Source organism: Streptomyces aurantiogriseus, from assembly GCF_014649375.1.
GTDB lineage: Bacteria > Actinomycetota > Actinomycetes > Streptomycetales > Streptomycetaceae > Streptomyces > Streptomyces aurantiogriseus.
Genome location: NZ_BMSX01000003.1, coordinates 587709 through 608482 on the forward strand (window position 1 = coordinate 587709; position 20774 = coordinate 608482).

A 20774-nucleotide genomic window follows, 5' to 3' on the forward strand; every position below is an offset into this window, starting at 1 on the left:
GCCGCTCTCGCGGACCTGGCTGGTGCTTCGTCGTGGTTCCTCGATTGATGGTTGCGGTGCTCCGTGGAGTGTCGCTGCTCAGACCAGATGGAGAGCGCGCCGGAGGAAGTCCACCTGAAGCAGCAGCAGGTTCTCGGCGACCTGCTCCTGCGGGGTCATGTGGGTGACGCCGGACAGGGGCAGGACCTCGTGCGGGCGGCCGGCGGCCAGCAGGGCGGAGGACAGGCGCAGGGCGTGGGCGACGACCACGTTGTCGTCGGCCAGGCCGTGCACGATCATCAGCGGACGGTGCGGCTCGGCGGGGGAGGAGAGCCCCTCGTCCGTGACGAGCGAGCTCCTTGCGTACGTCTCCGCAGCCGTCGTCGGGTCGCCGAGGTACCGCTCGGTGTAGTGGGTGTCGTAGAGCCGCCAGTCCGTGACCGGGGCGCCCGCGATGGCCGCGTGGAAGACGTCCGGGCGGCGCAGCACCGCCAGGGCCGCCAGATAGCCGCCGAAGGACCAGCCGCGGATCGCCACCCGGGTCAGATCCAGGGGATGTGTCTTCGCCAAATCCTGCAGCGCCTCGATCTGGTCGTCGAGGGTGACGGTGAGGTCCTGGTGGATCGCCTTCTCCCAGCCGGGGGAGCGGCCCGGCGTGCCCCGGCCGTCGGCCACGACCACCGCGAAGCCCTGGTCGGCGAACCACTGCGAGGTCAGATGCGCGTTGTGCGCGGCGAGGACGCGCGGTCCGTGCGGCCCGCCGTAGGGGTCGAGGAGTACGGGGAGGGGAGTGGGGTGCGAGGTGTCACCGGGGTAGTCCGTAGGCATAAGCACGGCGCACGGGATCCGCCGTGCGCCCCCCTCGATGAGCTTCACGCGGGGGGACAGACCAGGATCTTCCGCATACGACCGGACAGTCGCCACCGGCTTCCCCTCCCGCAGCACCCGTACCTGGCTCCCCGGCCGGTCCGGCACCGCCGACACCAGCACGGTCACGTTCCCGGAGCGCACCGCCGAGTGGACCCCGGGTTCCCCGGAAAGGCGCTCGACGCCGAGCTCGTTGACGCGGTAGACATGCACCTCGCCGGTCTCGGGGTGCTCGGTGTCCTCTCCGGCCGAGGCGGAGACCAGCACGTCGTCGGCCGTGACGTCCAGCACCGCCCGCACATGCAACTGCGCTCCGGTCAGCGGCCGTTCGCCCACCGCGAGGACCCGCGCACCCCCCTCGTCGGCGATCCGGACGAGCTGTCCCGACGGGCTCCAGCACGGCACCCCAGGGAAAAGATCCAGCCAAATCCGATCTTCGTCGGCGTGCACCATCCGGGTGGCCCCCGAGTCGGTGTCCACCGCCAGGAACAGCTGACTCCGCTGGTCGCGCGCTTGTACGAGCAGCAGCGGCGCACCCGCCGCTGACCAGTGCACTCGCGCCAGATACGGATAGCGCGCCCGGTCCCAGACGACCTCCGTGCGCGCGCCGTCGAGGCCGATCAGGAACAGCCGGACGTCCGCGTTGGCCGTCCCGGCCACCGGATACCGGACGTGTTGTGGGTCACGTTTCGGCTGGGCCGGATCCGAGATCCACCACTGCTCCACCGGCGTGTCGTCCACCCGCGCCACGAGCAGCCGGTCGGACTCCGGAGCCCACCAGAACCCCCGCGAACGCCCCATCTCCTCAGCCGCGATGAACTCGGCCAATCCGTAGGAAACCGACTCCGACTCCGGTTCGGCGAGTGCCAGATCGCCCTCCCCCTCGGCGCCCACGACCCGCAGGGCGCCCTGCGCGACGTACGCGACGAGCCGTCCGTCGGGCGAGGGGCGGGGGTCGATCACCGGTCCGGCGACGGGGAGCTCGCGTGCCGTGCCGGCCCGCAGCTCCGCCGTGAAAAGCCGCCCTGACAAGGCGAAAGCCGCCAACTCGACGGCCTCGTCGGTGGCGTAGCCGACGATCCCCGCACCGCCCTCGCGGCTGCGTTCGCGGCGCGCCCGCTCCTCGGGCGAGAGGTCCTCCGCGGCGTCGCCCAGGAGCGCGCGGGGGTCCGCAGCCACGCGCTCTTGACCGCCCGCCGGATCGAGCACCCACAGCGCGCCCGCGCGGTCCGTGCCGGAGTGCGAGCGCAGGAACACGACACGGGAGCCATCGGGGGCCACCGTGAACGAACGCGGCGCGCCGAGCGTGAAACGCTGGGTGCGGGCGTGCCGCCGGGGGAAGGAGTCGGACTCGGTCGTCATGCCCTGACCATATTGGCCATGCGCCCCCTTGTGCGGCTGTGCGCCACTCGATGCGCACGCACTCATAGTTATGATCACTAGCGCTGTGTGGGTATGAACCTGCTGGCAGTTGTATGGATTTACAAGTTCCCTCGCTCTGTTTCCCCCACGTACCCGGGTTCTTGGAGGTGAGCCGCCGTGGCACTCTCGATTTCGGCGGTGGTGCTGCTGGCGATCATCGTCTTCTTGCTGATCAAGAAGTCAGGACTGAAGGGTGGTCACGCGGTTGTCTGCATCCTGCTCGGCTTCTACCTCGCCTCCTCGACGGTCGCGCCCACGATCAGCGATCTGACGACGAGCGTGGCGAGCATGATCGGCAGCATCAAGTTCTGACGCGGGCCGAGGCTTGGGCTCCGGTGGGTGCGTGACCGGAGCCCGCCCTGCGCCGCCATGACTCGCGCCTTCCCCGCATCCGGGTCCGTAAGCCTGACGGGTCTGGAACGAGTGCGGGGCGGAAGCGGGGGCGCGTGAGATCGGCCGGCAGGCGCGGCTGTCGCCGTCCTGCGGCAGAATGGCGCTGTTCCAGGAGTAACCGCTCGTGTCCGGCTGTCGGTGCCTGCAGCGCTGTGTCTGGTCGCCGTCCTCAGCGGAGCCACGTCCCTGGCCGCGATCGCCCGCTTCGCAGCCGATACCGACTCCGACCTGCGAGGCCAGCTCGGACTGACCTCCGGCATCCCGAACGTCTCCACGCTGGGGCGACTCCCGGCGCGCCTGGACGGCGACGCCCTGGACGACGCTGTGGGTGCCTGGCTCGCCCGGTACGCCGCCGACCCGGTCGACGAACCCGGTGGCACGCTGGTCTCGGCCTGGCGGTCGACGGCAAGACCTTGCACGGATCCCGCACCGACGGCAGCGCAGTGCACCTGCTTGCCGCCGCGCCGCACGCCTACCAGACCGTGATCGCCCAGCGCCAGGTCGCCGCGGGGAGCACGAGATCCGCCTTAGTGCCTGTTTCTCATCTGGGAGGTCGTCGGCAGTTGATCGTCAACGTTAGGGTTGCTTCCTGGATCAAGCGCCTGGGGGGCGGATGAGGCGGGGGCGTTTACTGTGCATGTCGGCCTGTGCTGGGCTGGTTGCGGTCGTCGCCGCAACGACGGGCTGCACGAGCCGTTCGCAGGAGTCATCCAGCGACGACATGGCGCCGGAAGCGCGGACGTATTTGTCGAAGGCGCTGAGCATCATGGAAGAGCACTCTCTTCTCCGGCATCAGGTCGACTGGGCGGACGTGCGGAGCAAGGCGTTCACGCAGGCACAGGGTGCGCGGAAGCCGGCCGACACTTACGGGGCGATCGGCTCCGCATTGCAGACTCTGGGCGACGGCCACAGCGCCTTCTGGGAGCCGGAGCAGGCAAAGGAGAACCTGGGATCCTCCGCGGCCTCTCTCGATGGCCTGCAGGGCCGTTCACTGAAAAACGGTATCGGCTACATCTCTCTCCCCGGAGTGCAGGGATCTCAAAAGGCGTACGACGAGTACGTACGGCAGGGCCGAGATGCCGTGGCGAAGGCGGACCAGGCGGGATCCTGCGGCTGGGTGGTGGATCTGCGTTCGGATACGGGCGGCAACATGTGGCCGATGCTGGCTGTCGTGGGGCCCATCCTGGGCGATGGCAAGGTCGGTATGTTCGTGGATGCCGACGGCAAAAAGTCCGTCTGGTCGATCAAGCACGGTGCCCCGTACGAGGACGGGAAGCTGGTCGGCTGGGACGAAGGCCAGCCGGTGACCAAGAGCATGCCACCGGTCGCGGTATTGACCGGCAAGCGGACAGCCAGTGCGGGTGAAGCGGTCGTGGTGGCCTTCCGGGGGCGTCCGGACACCCGATTCTTCGGCGAGTGGACCTATGGCGTGCCCACGGGGAACGAGGGATACCGCCTGTCTGACGGAGCCATGCTGATCTTGACGGAACTCAAGGACGCGGACCGTACGGGCCGTACCTACGATGCAGCGATCCCACCGGATGAAGAGATCGTCAAGGACCCGCGCCCAGTGGCACGCGGTCGGGACGAAGTTCTGGAAGCAGCCCGGAGTTGGCTACTTGAGCAGAACGCCTGCCGACAACCGTGAACTGCTCAGCCACTCACTGGCGCTGTCTGAACCGGCTGGTTGGGTGCGGCGGTCCGGAGACTGATCAAGCGGCTTCTGGCATCACGTAGCCATGGTCGACGTCGCGGCGTTCGGCTGGACCAGTCTTGCTGCGGGTGGGCCGCCGGGTCATGAGTGTGATCGCTGCCCAGGTGATGAGCGACTCGCTCATTTCGGGCAGGCGTTCGTGGTCGCGGCAGTGCCGGCGGGCCCGCATGATCCACGACCATGAACGCGACCACCCATCTGCGGGGCAGGACGACGAAGCCCTTGGCGTCGGGCGGGCGGCGGACGGTCTTGATGGTGATGTCGAGGTACTTCTTGGCCCAGGTGATCAGCTTGCCGCCGTAGGCGGGTCTGTCTGAACTGCTCCGGGTCTGATGGAGGCTCGATTCCCTGAGAGGGACCGCCAGGCCGAGACCAGCGTGCCACCGGGTTCGTCGACCGGGTCGGCGGCGTACCGGGCGAGCCAGGCACCCACGGCGTCGTCCAGGGCGTCGCTGTCCAGGCGCGCCGGGAGTCGCCCCAGCGTGGAGACGTTCGGGATGCCGGAGGTCAGTCCGAGCTGGTCACCAGCGACTTGCGGAACGCGGATCGGCAGAGGCAACGCGGGTCGCAGCGCTTGAGCTGGACGAGTCCAAGATCTTCGTGAAGCTGCGCCAAGTGGTGCGCTCCGTCATCGCGAACTCCCCGGACGCGGAAGAGAGCGATCAGTCGGTCCGCTTGCTGGTTGAGTAACAAACGGACCAGAGATCGTGATCAGTCCTCGGACGCGAACGACACGAAGTTGGTCCAGGCCTCCGGCGAAAGCTGGAGGCGGGGGCCGGCGGTGTGCTTGGAGTCTCGGACGTGGATGGTGTCGGGGGTGTTGGCGACCTCGACGCAGTCGTTCGGGTTGCTGGTGTCGCTGTAGCTGCTCTTGAACCACACCAGTTCGGAAGCGCCTTCGGTAGAGGCCTTGCGGATCATGCTTCTCCCAGCAGTTGCTCGATGAAGGCCTGTGACTCCCGTGCGGTCAGAGCCTCGGCCCGGATGATGCCATAGCGCAGTTCGAGGATTCGTAGCTGCCTCGGGTCGTGGACGGGGCGGCCGTTGAACTCGTCGTCCATGCGCCCAACCGCCGTGCCGTCACCGAACTTCAGCACCTGGATCCGTCCTCCCGTACCAGGGTGGTCCCAGCGGTCCATCGGCATCACCTGAATTTCGACGTTCCGCAACTGGGCCATTTCAAGGAGGTGTTCAAGCTGCTTTCGGTGCACCATCTTGCCCCCAACCGGGCGCCGCAGCGTCGTCTCTTCCAGGACGAAGCTGAGCTCAGGGGCCGGCGAGCGCTCGTAGATCGCCTTCCTGGCCATGCGCGCGGCCAACGCTTTCTCCAACTGATCCTCCGGGGCCGTGGGGCGCCGTGTCATCAGCAATGCTTTTGCGAACTCCTGTGTCTGAAGGAGGCCATGCAGGGCGTGGCTGCCATATGAGAGCAGCTCGACTGCCTTTGCCTCCAAGTCCGCCAGGTCTCGCACCTTCTTCGGATACCGGACCTTCTCCACGTCCTCCTTCATTGCCGAGAGCAACCCACCCGCCCCCAACACCTCGTCCGCCCTGTCCAGGAACTCTGGCCGGGGGATCCGCTTCCCGCTCTCCAGTTTGTAGACCATGTCCTCGCCGTAGCCGACGGCCTCGCCGAACTTGCTCGCCCGCATCCCCACCGCTTCCCGGCGCAGCTTCAGCTGCCGCCCGACCGTGGCGACGATCGCGAGCCCCCACTCGTCGTCCGGGTCCACCTCCCAACCCGGCTCGTTCCCCTCGCCCTTGAGCAGCACCGCCTCGCCGTCCATCTGCGTCATGCTGGACCCCTCCGTCGTACGAACGTGCCGCGACGCTTACCAGTACGGCGGCTCCGGACAGTTTGTACGCGTCCGGACAACACCCGGACAGTCACCGTACGCAACCGCGTCGTCACTTTTCACGGTAAGCGTTGCTCGCCACTCTGGGTGACGTGATCCACGAAACCGCTGCCCCCGAGGCCCAATCCGACCGTCTCATCCGGAACTTCAGCGTGCGCCTGTCTCCCACGCCTCGCGGGGCACGCCTCAGCCGTCTTCTCGCGGCCGAGCAACTGCACTCCTGGGACATTCCCTTGGACCCGGCACGTCAGATCGTCGCCGAACTCGCGGCGAACGCCACCGTCCACGGTCGTGTCCCTGGCCGTGACTTCCGCCTCAACATGTACGTCCTCGCCAACACGCTGCGCATCGAAGTGACCGACACCCATGGCGATCGACTGCCGAGTCTTCAGCACCCCGCTCTGGACGCCGAGTCCGGCCGTGGCCTCCTCCTCGTCGAGGCCCTGGCCGACCGCTGGGGCGTGACGTCCGAACCGCGCCCGCGAAAAGCGGTTTTTGGGCAGAACTGAACCTCGCACCAGAAGCCGACGCCCCGCCCTTCGGCGCGAGAGGTGCTCTGTCCCAACACACCTAACGGGCCCTGTATGGCCGAAACCCGTACACACCGTTGAACGCTCCTGCGAAGCCCCAGAAGATGGTCATGGACGGGTGACGCGATGCCGGTCCTTCAGGGCTGGTGGGACGGGGGTTGAGCGGTGACGGTGTGCGGCGGCGCGGTGGTGAGCGGTACTCGATGAGGAACCGTATGCAGGTCGCGATCCAGATCATGCTGGCATTGGTCGCCTGCTTACTCGGGATCGCCACCAACTACGCGACCAGCTCCGACAAGGCTCCCTGGGTGCTGGAGGCGATCCAGCGGTTCTCCGTTCCGGCTATCGGTGTGCTGATCGTGGCGCTTGTTGTCGGGCAGGTCGTCGTCTATCGACTGGAGAATCCCGCGCCTCCCAGGATCGAGTGGCCGCGTGCGCGAGTGCCGTATCCGGGGCTCGATGCGTTCGACGAGGACGAGGCAGCCGTCTACTTCGGCAGGGAGGCGCAGGCTGCCGAGCTGACGCGCAGGCTGCACGCCACCGCGGCCCGGCCCGCGGAGCGGTTTCTGGTGCTGGTCGGGGCCTCCGGGAGCGGAAAGTCCTCGCTGGTCAGGGCCGGGGTGATGCCTCGTCTACGGGACCGCCGCTGGACCGTCGTGCCGGCCTTCGCGCCCGGCGTCAACCCGCTGGGCGCCCTCGCGGGTGCGCTGGCGGCTGCCGCCGACAGGCAGGAACCGGCGAGTGCCGTACTGCGCAGACTGCGCCAGGGGCCGGACGCGCTACGAGGTGAGCTGTCGCGGTTGCGTGGTGGACGGTTCCGGCGGGTGCTTCTCGTGGTTGACCAGTTCGAGGAGGTCGTCACTCTGGCGGGGGAGCGTGAACGCGCCCAGTTCCTCGATGCGCTGCGTGCCTGCGTGGAACAGGACCCTGCGGTCCGTGTACTGGTCACCCTCCGAGTGGATCTGCTCGGCAGGCTCCTCGGCGCTGGCCAGGCGGATCTCTTCCAGCACCCCGTCGTCATCGGCGCACTGGGCAGAGCACAGCTCATCGACGTCGTGGAGCGGCCCGGGGCTCTCGTCGGGCTCCGCTTCGAGCCCGGGGTCGTCGACTCCATCGTGAGCGAGACCGGCACGGACGACGCGCTGCCTCTGCTCGCCTACCTTCTCCAGGAGCTGTTCTACGCTTCCGGCCCCGGCGGGACAGTGACCGAGGAACTGTACCGGCGGCTCGGCGGAGTACCCGGTGCGCTGGCGCGCCAGGCGGACAACACCGTTTCCGCGCTGGGCGCGGGTGTGGGGATCGATTTCATCCTCCGCGTTCTGCTCCGGTTCGTCACCGTCGAGGGGCAGGAGGTGGCCCGCCGTCGTGTGCCGCTGTCCGAACTCGACGAGCGGGACCGCCATGTCGTCGATGCCTTCGTCGAGGCGCGGTTGCTGCGCACCGACGTCACAGGCGCAGGCTCCGCAGCCGAAGGCAGCGAGCCCTGCGCGCAGGTGACGCACGAGGCGCTGTTCCGCCAGTGGGCCCCGCTGCGGCAGGAGGTCGAGGCGCGGGCCGAACGACTTCGCGAGCGTGCCGAACTGGAGCGGTGGGCCACCGACTGGGAGCGCGCCGGTCGCAGCGACGACTACCTCCTCACCGGGGAACGCCTCACAGCGGCCCGGCGCTGGCTCGAAGCGCTGGAGGAGGCCGGGCAGGCGTCCGAGGCGACTCGCGCGCTCGTCGAATCCTCGCAGCGTCGTGACCTGACCTTCCTGAGCCAGGTCTCCGACAGCATCGGCCATCAGGTTCTGTTGAGCGCCGAGAGCGAACCAGAGCGTTCCCTCCTGCTTTCGCTTGCCGCGCTCGGCGAGTGCGCGCCCACGGCCTCGGCCCGACGGGGGCTGATGGCGGCACTGGCGGCGAGTCACCTCCGCGCGCGGCTCGACGGGCACACGGACACCGTCCGGCACATCGCCTGGTCCCCGGACGGACGGTTGCTGGCCACGGCGTCCAGGGACGGCACGGGCCGCTTGTACGACGCGCCGTCCGGACGCGCACGGCTGGTGCTGCCCTGCGACGGCGTCATGGTCGAGTCCGTCACCTGGTCGCCGGACTCGGCGAGGCTGGCGACCACCGGCCGTGACCGTGTCGTACGGATCTGGGACGCCGTCTTGGGGGCACCGGTCCGGCTGCTGACGGGTGCCGGGGACCTCAACAGACAGGTGGCCTGGTCGCCGGACGGCCAGCATGTCGCGGCGAGTTCCAAGGACCGGATCGTGCGGGTCTGGGAGGCCGACACGGGGCGGCTCGTGCATGAACTGCGCGGGCACGGCGATGACGTGTGGGGTGTGGCATGGGCGCCGGACGGCGGCCGCCTCGCCTCCGCCTCCCATGATCAGACCGCGATCGTCTGGGATCTGGCGACCGGGTCGCCGGCCACCACACTCACCGGGCACTCGGACTTCGTCGAGGGCATCGCCTGGTCACCGGATGGACGGCACATCGCCACCGGCTCCGGGGACCACACCGCCCGTATCTGGGACTCCGGGACCGGCGACCTGCGCCTGTTGCTGAGAGGACACACCGACTATGTGTGGAACCTGGCCTGGTCGCCGGACGGACGGATGCTGGCCAGCGCCTCCTCCGACCGAACAGTGCGCGTCGTCGACACCGAGGACGCCAAGGTCCTGGCCGTGCTGCGGGGCCACGCGGACACCGTGTGGGGCGTCACCTGGTCACCTTGCGGGACGATGCTCGCCACCAGCTCCACCGACGGCACGGGCAGGGTGTGGGACCTGCGTCCACGCGGCGCCGAGGTCGTCATGGCTGACGGGCACCGAGGCCCGGTGAACCAGGCCGCTTGGTCCGGCGACGGCAGTCGTATCGCCACGGCCTCGGACGACGGCACCGTACGGGTATGGGACCCGGCTACCGGCGTGCCGGCGGGGCCGGTGACCGAGGTGACGGACCGGATCTGGGCCGTCGCCTGGGCTCCACAGGGGGAGCGGCTCGCGTTCGGCACGAACGACGGCCTGTTTCGGGTCGTCGATGGGCGTGGGGGCACGCTGTTTGAACAGCAGGGTGAGGTTGTGGAGGGGTGTGCCTGGTCGCCGAACGGTGGGCGGATCGCCCTCGGAGGTCATGACGGCGCCGTACGTGTTCTGTCCCTACCGGACGGGATCGAGCTGCTGAAACTGACGGAACACCAGGACTGGGTGGGCCGAGTTGCCTGGTCACCGAGCGGACGGCGGCTCGCCAGTTGTTCCGACGACCGTACCTGCCGACTGTGGGATGTCGCGGAGGGACGGCAGTTCACGGTGTTGCGCGGCCACGACAACTACGTGGAGGACGCTGCCTGGTCCCCCGACGAGACGAGGGTTGCCACCGCTTCCGGCGACTGGACGGCCGCTGTGTGGGACGTCCTCACCGGACGGCGTATCGAGGTACTGAAGGGGCACGAGGGACGTCTGCGCGCCATCGCCTGGTCACCCGACGGCCAGCACATCGCCACGGGCGCCGACGACCGCACCGTACGGGTGTGGTCCGCCACCACTCTGGAGGAGATCTCCGTTGTCGGTGTGCACCAGGACAAGGTGACCTCCGTGGCCTGGTCCCCGGACGGTACACGGCTGCTCACCGGGTCGGCCGACGGGACCGCGCGCGTGTGGCGGGCGGAGCCGGACTACGACCGACTGGAGGCGACCGCCCGGGGAAGGGTCTTCCGCACCCTCACTCACGAAGAACGGCGGCAGCATCTGCTGCCGCTCGACCACGCATGACGGGGGGTCAGTAGGCCGACTCGACCGTGCGCTCTTCGGTGCGGACAAGGTAGTCGTCCGGGTTCAGACCCATGGCCTCGCGTTCGGGCGACGACCAGTACAGCGCGTTGCGTTCGGCGAAGGTCTCCGGGCCGTCGTACGAGATCAGCCAGAGGAACTGGTTGCTCTCCCGGTCCAGCCAGGCCCCTCCGATCGTGAACCCCAACTCCAGCCGCAGAGGAACGATTTCCTCCCGCCATCGCCTCGCCCACTCGTCGAGCAGGCCGTCCCGGACCGTGTACGTGCGCAGTTGTGTGGTCTTCGGCATGGCATACATCCTCTCCTGGCGGAGAGGTCCGTGTGCCACCGGAACCCGAGACCTCGTGCTCCGGTGCGAGGGGCGGTCTTTCCCAAGAACCACGGCGGTGAAATGACCTCACCAAGCCCCACCCCGTCCCTCCCGCCCGCAGCGCTCGCTCACTCGCGCGAGTGAACATCACCAACTCGGGTGGAATTTGGGCCTATTGCCTGACCTACTCTCAGCGCAACAGCACCCGCAGAAATGCGACGGCCCCCGCCGGGACGGCAATCCCAGTGCGAGGGCCTGACCACCGAGAAGGAAAGCCCCTTCCTGATGGATACGCAGAACCCTAGCGTGCCCCCGCACGCCCAGTCCCGCTCTGCCGCCAACAAACACCCGAACCGGCGGCACTTCGGCGGACTCGTCCACGACAACGCCCGGCACGCCGAACGCTTCACGGTGATCGGGAATCACCTCGCCCAGCATCAGGAACTGTCTCTCCTGGCGATCGGCCTCGGTGTGCACATCCAGTCGCTGCCCGGCGGCGCCCACATCGACATCAAGTCCCTCGCCATGCGTTTTCCCGAGGGCGCCACCCGCATCGCCGCCGCCCTGCGCGAGTTGGAAGCCCACGGCTACCTCCGGCGCGAGCGCGAGCGCATCCCCGGCGGTCGCATCATCACCCGCACGGTTTCCTGTAACCAGCCCGGCCATCAGCGTCGTACGGCCGTCGAACGCGCCCAGAGGGCTTCCGCCAAGCCGAAGGAGCGCACCCGCACTCCCCACAAGCCCCTCCCCGCCGTCCCGCGCCCCACGCACCTGTACGCCAACCTCCTCAAGGCGGCCACAGACCTCCTCGCCGACCTGCGCCGCCACGACTCCCGTCTGCTCCTCTCTGCCTGTGACGTCACCCACCTGGCCCCCGGTGTCGCCGCCTGGCTGGAGCGAGACGTCAGCCCCACGGCCGTACGCCAGGCCCTGACCGCCGATCTCCCGCCCGAGGGCCTCCGCCGCCCCGCCGCCCTCCTGGCCCACCGCCTCACGGCCCTGCTGCCACCCCCGCCCCCGTTCCGCGCCGCTCCCGCCACGCCGCCGCCGGCCGTCAGGCACCCGCTCCGGAACTGCGACGGCTGCGACCGCGGCTTCCGCTCGCCCGAGCCGGGCGGCCGTTGCCGCGACTGCCGGACGCCATCAGCCGCGGCCTTCTGAAGACCCACCACCACTCAGGCAAGGAACCGCATGGTCAACTCGTCCCACGAGGCGATGCACCGCATCTTCCAGGAGTACCCCGGCCTGTTCACGGGCGTCTCCAAGGTGCTCGGCCTCCCGACCATCCAGCCCACCTCCGTCACGGTGCTCCCCACCGATCTCACGGAGACCCAACCCATCGAACGTCGTGTCGACACACTGTTGCGTTTCGACGGCGACGCCCCGGTCCTGCTGGCCGTCGAAGCGCAGAGCGCGAAGGACCCGCACAAACCCGCCAGCTGGGCCTACTACCTGTCCTTCCTCTACACCAAGTACAAGACCCCGCCCCTGTTGCTGGTGGTCTGCCAGGATCGGGCCACAGCCGAGTGGGCTGCCCGACCCGTGCCCATCGGCCCCGAATGGTGGGCCGCACTGACGCTGCGCCCGCTCGTGGCCGGTCCGCACAACATGCCCTTCATCACCGACCCGGACGAGGCCCGCGCCGACCTGGCGCTGGCCGCCCTGTCCGCCATCACACACGCGAAGGATCCGGAGGTCAGTGGGATACTGAAGGCCCTGTCCACTGCTCTGCGGCACGTGCCGGAAGCCGTCGCCGACCCGTTGTCGAACTCACCACACGAGGCCTGGACAGCGTGCGCCGGGCCGCAGAATTCTGGAGGAACCTGGTGGCCGTGGACCTTTCCTTCTACAAGTCGTCCATCTCCGAAGAGATCCGTGACGAGGGGCGTGCCCAGGGGCGGGCCGAGGACATCCTGCTTGTCCTGGAGGCACGTGACATCGCCGTCCCCGAGGAGATCCGCGAGCGCATCACCGGCTGCGACGACGCCGACCTCCTCCGCCGCTGGCTCACCCGCGCAGTCACCGCGCCGTCCGCCGAGGACATCTTCAAGGAGCCGGACGACAACGCGTGAGCCGCCGGAAGCCGTCCCCCCGGCTCCGGCCGGGCTCGACGGCTCCCGCATTCGGACGAGCCCGCTCCGGAAAACCGAAGGACCGGAATCGGTCACCTTCCTCCGAGCAGCCCTTTGTCGCTTGAAGCCGGCCCGTACGGCTCGGCAACGGCTTCTCTGAACGAAAAGATACTTCGCAGTCGCTATCCGCAGATCACTCGGTGACGCAGCGACTGGATCGAGCGCATCGCGCTCGCCATCGCCCACGTACTCGACGACGAGGGAGGCGAGGCGGCCGGGTAGGAGGCGGGGGGCGGGTGGGGGCCTCGTAGGGTTGCCCCATGACGGAACTGCCCTCCACCGGCCTCCGGCCGGGGGGACCCCCATCGCGCGCCGCTCGGCGTCTGCTGCTGGTGCACGCGCACCCGGACGACGAGTCGATCAACAATGGCGCGACCATGGCCAGGTATGCGGCCGAGGGTGCCCACGTGGCCCTGGTCACCTGCACCCTCGGTGAACGCGGCGAGGTCATCCCGCCCGAGCTGGAGCACCTCACCGGCGCCGCCCTGGGCGGGCACCGCCTGCGCGAGCTGAAGGCCGCCATGGCCGAACTGGGCGTCGAGGACGTCCGGTTGCTCGGCGGCGCCGGCCGCTACGCCGACTCCGGGATGATGGGCATCCCCGACAACGACGACCCCGCCTGCTTCTGGCAGGCCGACGTCGACACCGCCGCCGGCTCCCTCGCCGAGGTCGTCCTCGAGCTGCGCCCCCAGGTCCTCGTCACCTACGACGACAACGGCGGCTACGGCCACCCCGACCACATCCAGGCCCACCGCGTCGCCATGCGCGCCGTGGAGCTCGCCGCGCACGCCGGCTGGAGCGTCCCCAAGGTGTACTGGAACCGCGTCCCGCGCACCGTCGCCGAGGCCGCCTTCACGCGGCTCCAGCAGGAGCTGCCCGGCCTGCCCTTCGCCCAGAGCGCCACCGTCGCCGACGTCCCCGGCGTCGTCGACGACGACCACATCACCACGGAGATCGACGGCACCGCGTACGCCGCCGCCAAGGCCGCCGCCATGCGCGCGCACGCCACCCAGATCGAGGTCGCCCCCGACGGACGCTCCTTCGTGCTCTCCAACCAGCTCGCGCAGCCCCTCTTCGCCACCGAGTACTACGAGCTGGTGCGCGGCGAGCGGGGCGAGCCCGGTGTCCCGCCGGCCTCGGGCCCGGGGAGCGCGGAGAGCGGCGGCCGGGAGACCGACCTGTTCGCGGGGCTGGAAGGGGTGGCCTGATGCCCGACCGCGGTTCGATGCTCACCCAGCCCCTCCCGCGGCCCTCCGCCGGACGGATCGCCGCCTACCTCGGGCTCCTGCTGCTCGGTGCGGTCGCCGGCCTCGCCGGGGCGCTCGTGCAGGCCGGCTGGTTCCCCGGCGGGCTGCTGCTCGCGCTCGCGGGCGCCGCCGGGCTCTTCCTCGGCGGGGCACGCGCCGTCCGCAGCCGGGGCGGGGCCGTCGCGCCCGCCGCCGGCTGGATGGTCTCCGTCGTCCTGCTCACCGCGGGCCGCCCCGAGGGCGACTTCCTGTTCGGCGCGGCAGGCGGCTCCTACCTCTTCCTGCTCGGTGGCATGGCCCTGGCTGTGATCTGCGCCACCCTTGGCTCCGGGCGGCAACCGGTCGGCGGCGACGTCCGACTTGCCAAGTGACGTACCACTTCTCCCTGGCGCGACCGTGCGAGTCCCGTGTGGGTTTCCCCGGCGGTCGTGGGATACGGGCCAGAAGTGGCCAGTATGGTGGTGCGCGCCGCCGAGCTGCCCGTGAGGTTGTGGCGGGCGGCGGAGCCAACCTGGAGAACCTGCCTTGAGTCGTGAAACTGACAGTCCGTCCTCCGGGCCCAACGGGCGCGGCGGAGCCGCATACCCTTCGGGCACGCCGCCGTACGGCATCCCCGTGGTGTCCGACGGCGGTGCGGACGCGGGCCGTTCGGCCGCGCAGCCGGAGGAACGCAAGACCACCGAGACCACGCTGACGACCCGGATCCGGATCAACATCCCCGGGTCGCGGCCCATTCCGCCGGTCGTCGTGCGCAAGCCCGTCGCGGAGGCGGAGGGCGCGGGCGAGAAGGGCGGTGCCGACGCGCAGGCCGCGGGCTCCGCCAAGGGAGCGCGCGCCGCGAAGGCCTCCGGAGCCGCGGGCGGCGGGAGTTCCGCCGCTGCCGCGGGGCCCGTCGAGGCACCCGCCGAAGCGGCGCCGTCGGCCGAGGAGAAGACGAGCGACTGGTTCGCACCGCGCAAGTCCGGGCCGGCCAAGGGCGGTCAGGGCGGCGGCTCCACCAACGGGGCCGCAGCCGCAGGCGGTTCGGCTGCGGGCACCGCGACGGGTGCCGGCGCCGGTTCGCCTGCCGCCGCCAACGGAGGTGCGCGTCCGGCCGGTTCGGCTTCCGGTGCGCCCGGTGGCGCACGTCCGGGGGCCGGGCGGCCCGGCGGTGTCGTCGGTTCCATGAGCATGCCGGGTGCCACCCGCCCCGGCGGTACGAACGGTGCCGGGCTCGCCGGCGCCACCGGCGGTCCCGTGGCTCCGGGACACGGCGGCGGCACCGGCTCCTTCGATGTGACCGAGGTGCTCGCCGCGGGCCCGCTGGGCAACGGCGCGCGTCCGGGGCAGGGTGGTGCCACCGAGCCGCGCCGCGACGACCTGCCGTACTTCTCGGACAACGGCGACGGCCGGAACGGCCACGCCGGGGCCAACGGCCAGGGCGGCGCCCCCGGCGGTCCCGGTGGCCCGGGCGACCCCCAAGACTTCAACGGTCCGGACGGCCCCGGCCGTCGCGGTGGCCGGGGCGGCCCGCAGGGCCCCGCCGGACCGACCACCGGCCCGGTCACCGGCGACGGCCCGTTCGTCCCGCCGATGCAGGGCTCGGCTCCCGGCGCGCCCGCCGGCGCCGTGGGCGCGCCGCACGCGCCCGGTGGCCCCGGCGCCCCCGCCGGTCTCGGCGGCCCCGGCACCGGTCGCCTCCCCGGCGGCGGTCTCAGCGACGACACCGCGATCCTCACCCCGCAGAAGCCGGCCCCCGAGCCCGGTCCGGGCGGCTACGGCCGGCATGACAACGTCTCCGGACAGACCGTCACCAGCGGCATCCCGGTCGTGCCCCCGCCCGGTCAGGGCGCCGGCCCCGGCGGGCCGTTCGCGCCCGGCGCGCACACCGACGGGCCGACGCCGCCCACCCCGCCGAAGCGGTCCGAGCCGACCACGCAGAGCACGCCCGCGGCCGGCTCGAAGAAGAAAAAGAAGAAGGGCCGCAGCAAGCTGGTCCTGCTCGGCGGCGTGGTCGTCCTCGCCGGCGCCGGCGCCTACGGCGCCGGGCTGCTGATGAACCACTCCGACGTGCCCAAGGGCACCACCGTGCTCGGCGTCGACATCGGCGGCGGCACCCGCGACGACGCCGTCAAGAAGCTCGACGACGCCTTCGACAAGCGGGTCACGCAGGCGCTGAAGCTGTCCGTCGACGGCACCACCGTCACCCTGAAGCCGGAACAGTCGGGCCTGCAGTTCGACATGCAGGCCACGGTCGACGCGGCCGCCAAGAGCGACTACAACCCGGTCTCGGTGATCGGCTCGCTGTTCGGGGAGCACCGCGAGGTCGAGCCGGTCATGCCGGTCGACGAGGAGAAGCTGCAGGCCGCCCTGGAGGCCGCCGCGGGCGGCTCCGGCTCGGCCACCGACGGCACGATCAAGTTCGAGTCCGGCAAGGCCGTCGCCGTCTATGGCAAGGCGGGCAAGGGCATCGACGCCGCGAAGGCCGGGACGGCCGTCGTGGACGCCTACCGCGCCCAGGTGGAGAGCGGCACGGCCACCGCGGTGAAGGTCCCCACGACCACCAAGCAGCCGACGGTGTCCAACGCCGAGGTCGACCGGATGATGAAGGAGTTCGCCGAACCGGCGATGTCCGCCAAGGTCACCGTCGAGACCGACCCGGCGCACTCCGTCCCGATGAGCCCGAAGAACTCCCTGTGGAAGTTCCTGGGCGTCAAGGCGGTCAACGGCAAGCTCGTCGAGTACTACGACAAGGCCGCCCTGGAGGAGCTGTACGGCGGCGCCTTCGACGGCGTCCTGATCACCCGCGGCAACGGGCAGAAGACGCCCGTCACCGTGGAGGACGTGATCAGCGCCCTGCGCCCGGCCCTGAAGAGCGAGACGGACCGGGTCGGGGTCATCGACACCGACCCGAGCTGACGCGACACCTCCGCGAAGGGCACCCGGCACCATCGCCGGGTGCCCTTCGCGCATGACATCCGTCATACGGCACTCCGGACGCCCGACACTGCCGCCCACCCGGCCCCCGGGACGACGATCGACGTATGACGACGACACCACCGGTGGTCGAGTTCGACCAGGTGAGCAAGGGTTTCGGGGACGTACGGGCAGTGGACGGGCTCAGCCTCGCACTGCACCCGGGGGAGACGGTGGCGCTGCTGGGGCCCAACGGGGCCGGCAAGTCGACCACCCTCGACCTCCTCCTCGGCCTCAAGTACGCCGACAGCGGCACGGTCCGTGTGTTCGGCACGAGCCCGCGCGAGGCGATCGTCGCCGGGCGGGTGGGCGCGATGCTGCAGAGCGGCGGGCTGATGGACGAGGTCACCGTCGCCGAACTGGTCGGCCTCGCCTGCGAGCTGCACCCGCGGCCGTACCGGCCCGCCGACGTGCTGGCCCGCGCGGGCGTCACCCAGATCGCCGACCGCAAGGTCGACAAGCTCTCCGGCGGTCAGGCCCAGCGTGTCCGCTTCGCCCTCGCCACCGCCGGCGACAGCGACCTCATCGTCCTGGACGAGCCCACCACCGGCATGGACGTCACCACCCGCCGGGCGTTCTGGGCCACCATGCGCGAACAGGCCGACCAGGGCCGCACGGTCCTCTTCGCCACCCACTACCTGGAAGAGGCCGACGCGATCGCCGACCGCGTGCTCGTCCTGCACCGCGGTCGCCTGCTCGCCGACGGCACGGCCGCCGAGATCAAGGCGAAGGCCGGTGCGCGCCGCATCTCCTTCGACCTGGACGGCGAGATCGACGAGCCCGCCCTGCGCACCCTGCCCTTCCTCACCACGCTGACCGTGTCCAACAGCGGCTCCGCCGCGGGGTCCGGCCCGACCGTCCGCATCCAGTCCGCCGACGCCGACGCCACCGTCCACGCCGTCTACGCCCTCGGCCTGTACCCCCGCAACCTGGAGGTCGCCGGCCTCGGCCTGGAGCAGGCCTTCGTCACCCTCACCGCCGCCGAGGAGGCACGCACCTCATGAACGGCCTGATCAAGCTGGAGCTCACCCGCGCCCTGCGCAACCGCAAGTTCCTGTTCTTCTCGGTGATCTACCCGTCGGTGCTGTTCCTGCTCGTCGCGGGCAGCGCCGACAGCACGACGAAGGTCGACGGCACCGGCCTGACCCTGCCGACCTACATGATGGTCTCCATGGCCTCCTTCGGCGCCCTCACCGCCGTCCTGATGGGCAACAGCGAGCGCATCGCCAAGGAACGGGAGAGCGGCTGGGTACGGCAGCTGCGGCTGACCCCGCTGCCCGGCCGCGGCTATGTCCTCGCCAAGACCGCGAGCGCCGCCGTCGTCAGCCTGCCGTCCATCGTCGTCGTCTTCGCCGTCGCCGCCGCCGTGAAGGACGTACGGCTGGACGCCTGGCAGTGGCTCGCGCTCACCGGCGCGATCTGGGCCGGCAGCCTCGTCTTCGCCGCCCTCGGCGTCGCGCTCGGCTACCTCGCGAGCGGGGACGCGGTCCGCCCGATCACGATGATCACCTACTTCGGCCTGTCGATCCTCGGCGGCCTGTGGATGCCGACGACGACCTTCCCGGCCTGGCTGCAGGACATCGCGAAGTGGGTGCCCACCCGCGCGTACGCTGCCCTGGGGCAGGCCATCGAGCAGAACCAGGTACCGCACGCCCAGGACCTCGCCGTCCTCGCGGTCTTCTTCGCCCTGTTCACCGGCGGCGCGGCCTGGCTGTACCGGAAGGACACGCTGAAGGCGTGAGCGGCATGGGCATCGGCATCGGGCAGCGCCCGGAGAACCGCAGGCAACGGATCGTCAAGTCCCTGTGGACCGGCATCTGGCTGGTGTACCTGAGCGCGCCCGTCACCGACCTGCTGCACGGCGGTCACAGCGCCGGCGTCCGGGTCCTCGGCTGGATCGGCCTCGCCGCCTTCGTCGGCTGGTACATGGTGCTGGTCTTCCGCACCGGGCGCGGCGAGCGCAACGGCCTGGTGCTCGGCTCCCTCGGGGTCCTCACGGCCCAGTCCACCGTCCTCGCCCTCACCCTGGGCCGCGAGTGGCTCGTCCTCTTCGTCTACGTCTCGATCGCGTCCGGCGCCGCACTGCCCCTGCGCCTCGCCCGCTGGACCATCCCGGCCACGTCCGCCCTGATGGCCGCGCTCGCGTTCGCGGTGCCGGGCGGCCGGGCCTACCTGGCCGGACTCCTCGTCCCGGCGCTGCTGGGCGGCTTCGCCATGACCGGCGTACGCGAACTCGTCCGGACGACCGTCGCCCTGCGCGAGGCCCGCGCCACCGTCGCCCAGCTCGCCGCCAACGAGGAGCGCCTCCGCCTCGCCCGCGACCTGCACGACCTGCTGGGCCACTCCCTGTCCCTGATCACCCTGAAGAGCGAGCTGGCCGGCCGTATGCTCCCCGACCACCCCGACAAGGCGGCCCGGCAGGTCGCCGACATCGAACAGGTCAGCCGCCAGGCCCTCGTCGACGTCCGCGAGGCCGTCACCGGCTACCGCCGCCCCCGCCTCACCGCCGAACTCGCCGGCGCCCGGGCCGCCCTGACCGCGGCCGGCATCACCGCCGGGATCCCCGCCGAACCCGACCTCGCCGGCGTCCCCGAGGACAGCGAGTCCGCCCTCGCCTGGGCCCTGCGCGAGGCGATCACCAACGTCGTCCGGCACAGCGGCGCCCGCCGCTGCACGGTGGAGCTCCTGCGCCGCCAGACCCTCGACGGCCCCGTCCTCGAACTCGCCGTCGAGGACAACGGCTCCGGCGCCTCGGGCCAGGGCCCCGGCAACGGCCTCACCGGCCTCACCGAGCGCCTGCAGAAGGCGGGCGGCACCTTGGACGCGGGCGGCATCCGGCACGGCTTCCGCCTGGTCGCCCGCGTCCCGGCGGGCCCTTCGCCGGACGTAGGATCCGGGCCATGAGCGGCACGATCAAGGTCCTCCTGGCCGAGGACCAGTCGATGGTCCGCGAGGCACTCGCCGCCCTGCTCGGTCTCGAGGACGACATCGAGGTGGTCGCGCAGGTGGCCCGCGGCGACGAGGTCCTCACGGCCGCGCGGACCCACGACATCGACGTGGCCCTCCTCGACATCGAGATGCCGGGCGCGACGGGCATCGAGGCCGCGGCCCGACTGCACAGCGAGATCCCGGAGGTGAAGCTCGTCGTCCTCACCACCTTCGGCCGCCCCGGCTACCTCCGCAGCGCCATGGAGGCCGGCGCCGACGCCTTCCTCGTCAAGGACGCCCCCGCCGCCCAACTCGCCGACGCCATCCGCAGGGTCCTGAGGGGGGAACGGGTCATCGACCCGGTTTTGGCGGCAAACGCCCTGGCAGAGGGCGCGAATCCGCTGACGGAGCGGGAGCGGGAGGTCCTGAGGGCAGCGGCGGACGGCTCCACGAACGCGGAACTGGCGGCGGCGCTTCACCTCTCCCAGGGCACGGTCCGCAACTACCTGTCGACGGCGATCCAGAAACTGGCGGTGCGGAACCGGGCGGAGGCAGTACGGGTGGCAAGGGAGAAGGGCTGGCTGTAGCCGGCGAGGCGCGCGGGGAGGTATCGACAGGCGGCTGCGCCGCGAGCAACCACGCATGCACCCGCAGACGCCGCA

At 70.7% G+C, this 20774-nt stretch carries 16 protein-coding genes and 3 pseudogenes; 14 read left to right on the plus strand and 5 right to left on the minus strand.

What is annotated here, in order from left to right; translation table 11 throughout:
• Positions 1-78 precede the first annotated feature (78 nt).
• Positions 79-2208, minus strand: coding sequence for a S9 family peptidase (locus tag IE263_RS09240; protein WP_189934180.1), 2130 nt, complete (start codon positions 2206-2208; stop codon positions 79-81).
• A 177-nt stretch (positions 2209-2385) separates the two neighbouring features.
• On the opposite strand from IE263_RS09240, the gene IE263_RS09245 reads away from it, so the two are divergent.
• The 3 genes from IE263_RS09245 (at position 2386) to IE263_RS09255 (ending at position 4309) form a co-directional block, all read left to right on the plus strand.
• Positions 2386-2580 carry a hypothetical protein gene (locus IE263_RS09245; protein ID WP_189934182.1) on the plus strand — a complete coding sequence of 65 codons (195 nt, stop codon included), beginning with the start codon at positions 2386-2388 and terminating at the stop codon, positions 2578-2580.
• A 219-nt stretch (positions 2581-2799) separates the two neighbouring features.
• Positions 2800-3147, plus strand: coding sequence for a transposase family protein (locus tag IE263_RS09250; protein ID WP_189934184.1), 348 nt, complete (start codon positions 2800-2802; stop codon positions 3145-3147).
• A gap of 235 nt (positions 3148-3382) precedes the next feature.
• Positions 3383-4309: a S41 family peptidase gene (locus IE263_RS09255; RefSeq protein ID WP_189934186.1), complete on the plus strand. Its 927-nt coding sequence runs from the start codon at positions 3383-3385 to the stop codon at positions 4307-4309.
• Positions 4310-4424: 115 nt separating this feature from the next.
• On the opposite strand, the pseudogene IE263_RS48340 reads toward IE263_RS09255, so the two are convergent.
• From IE263_RS48340 to IE263_RS09265, 3 genes and pseudogenes are all read right to left on the minus strand, one after another.
• Positions 4425-4680: pseudogene (locus tag IE263_RS48340) on the minus strand (IS5-like element IS4811 family transposase); the annotation flags it as partial.
• A gap of 406 nt (positions 4681-5086) precedes the next feature.
• Positions 5087-5296 (minus strand): DUF397 domain-containing protein, encoded by a 210-nt coding sequence (locus IE263_RS09260; protein WP_189934188.1) that lies wholly within the window; start codon positions 5294-5296, stop codon positions 5087-5089.
• Positions 5293-6171, minus strand: coding sequence for a helix-turn-helix domain-containing protein (locus IE263_RS09265; RefSeq protein WP_229910865.1), 879 nt, complete (start codon positions 6169-6171; stop codon positions 5293-5295). The genes IE263_RS09260 and IE263_RS09265 overlap by 4 nt, the downstream gene beginning before the upstream one ends.
• Before the next feature lie 152 nt (positions 6172-6323).
• Between IE263_RS09265 and IE263_RS09270 the strand changes: the two are divergent.
• Together IE263_RS09270 and IE263_RS09275 are read left to right on the plus strand one after the other, a co-directional pair.
• Positions 6324-6805 (plus strand): annotated as a pseudogene (locus IE263_RS09270) (ATP-binding protein).
• A gap of 171 nt (positions 6806-6976) precedes the next feature.
• Positions 6977-10522: an nSTAND1 domain-containing NTPase gene (locus tag IE263_RS09275; protein ID WP_189934192.1), complete on the plus strand. Its 3546-nt coding sequence runs from the start codon at positions 6977-6979 to the stop codon at positions 10520-10522.
• Positions 10523-10529: 7 nt separating this feature from the next.
• Here the strand turns inward: IE263_RS09275 and IE263_RS09280 are convergent, their stop codons facing one another.
• The gene (locus IE263_RS09280; RefSeq protein ID WP_189934194.1) at positions 10530-10829 is read right to left on the minus strand and encodes an NIPSNAP family protein; all 300 of its coding nucleotides are present in this window, start codon (positions 10827-10829) and stop codon (positions 10530-10532) included.
• A gap of 306 nt (positions 10830-11135) precedes the next feature.
• Here IE263_RS09280 and IE263_RS09285 point away from each other — a divergent pair, with 306 nt between their 5' ends.
• The 9 genes and pseudogenes from IE263_RS09285 to IE263_RS09325 all read left to right on the plus strand — a co-directional run bounded on the left by IE263_RS09285 (position 11136) and on the right by IE263_RS09325 (position 20699).
• Positions 11136-12011: a helix-turn-helix domain-containing protein gene (locus tag IE263_RS09285; RefSeq protein ID WP_189934196.1), complete on the plus strand. Its 876-nt coding sequence runs from the start codon at positions 11136-11138 to the stop codon at positions 12009-12011.
• A gap of 30 nt (positions 12012-12041) precedes the next feature.
• Positions 12042-12922 (plus strand): annotated as a pseudogene (locus IE263_RS09290) (RpnC/YadD family protein).
• A 320-nt stretch (positions 12923-13242) separates the two neighbouring features.
• The gene (gene mshB, locus IE263_RS09295) at positions 13243-14190 is read left to right on the plus strand and encodes an N-acetyl-1-D-myo-inositol-2-amino-2-deoxy-alpha-D-glucopyranoside deacetylase (protein WP_189934198.1); all 948 of its coding nucleotides are present in this window, start codon (positions 13243-13245) and stop codon (positions 14188-14190) included.
• On the plus strand, positions 14190-14600 hold the full coding sequence (locus tag IE263_RS09300) for a DUF6113 family protein (RefSeq protein ID WP_189934200.1): 411 nt from the start codon (positions 14190-14192) through the stop codon (positions 14598-14600). The genes mshB and IE263_RS09300 overlap by 1 nt, the downstream gene beginning before the upstream one ends.
• A 154-nt stretch (positions 14601-14754) precedes the next feature.
• Positions 14755-17127 carry a hypothetical protein gene (locus IE263_RS09305; protein ID WP_189934202.1) on the plus strand — a complete coding sequence of 791 codons (2373 nt, stop codon included), beginning with the start codon at positions 14755-14757 and terminating at the stop codon, positions 17125-17127.
• Between the two features lie 125 nt (positions 17128-17252).
• Entirely contained in the window at positions 17253-18188 is a 936-nt protein-coding gene (locus tag IE263_RS09310) for an ABC transporter ATP-binding protein (protein WP_189934204.1), read from the plus strand.
• The gene (locus tag IE263_RS09315) at positions 18185-18925 is read left to right on the plus strand and encodes an ABC transporter permease (RefSeq protein ID WP_189934206.1); all 741 of its coding nucleotides are present in this window, start codon (positions 18185-18187) and stop codon (positions 18923-18925) included. Before IE263_RS09310 ends, IE263_RS09315 begins: the two co-directional genes overlap by 4 nt.
• Entirely contained in the window at positions 18922-20088 is a 1167-nt protein-coding gene (locus IE263_RS09320) for a sensor histidine kinase (RefSeq protein ID WP_189934208.1), read from the plus strand. Before IE263_RS09315 ends, IE263_RS09320 begins: the two co-directional genes overlap by 4 nt.
• Positions 20085-20699, plus strand: coding sequence for a response regulator transcription factor (locus IE263_RS09325; protein WP_189934210.1), 615 nt, complete (start codon positions 20085-20087; stop codon positions 20697-20699). Before IE263_RS09320 ends, IE263_RS09325 begins: the two co-directional genes overlap by 4 nt.
• The last annotated feature ends 75 nt before the right edge of the window (positions 20700-20774 follow it).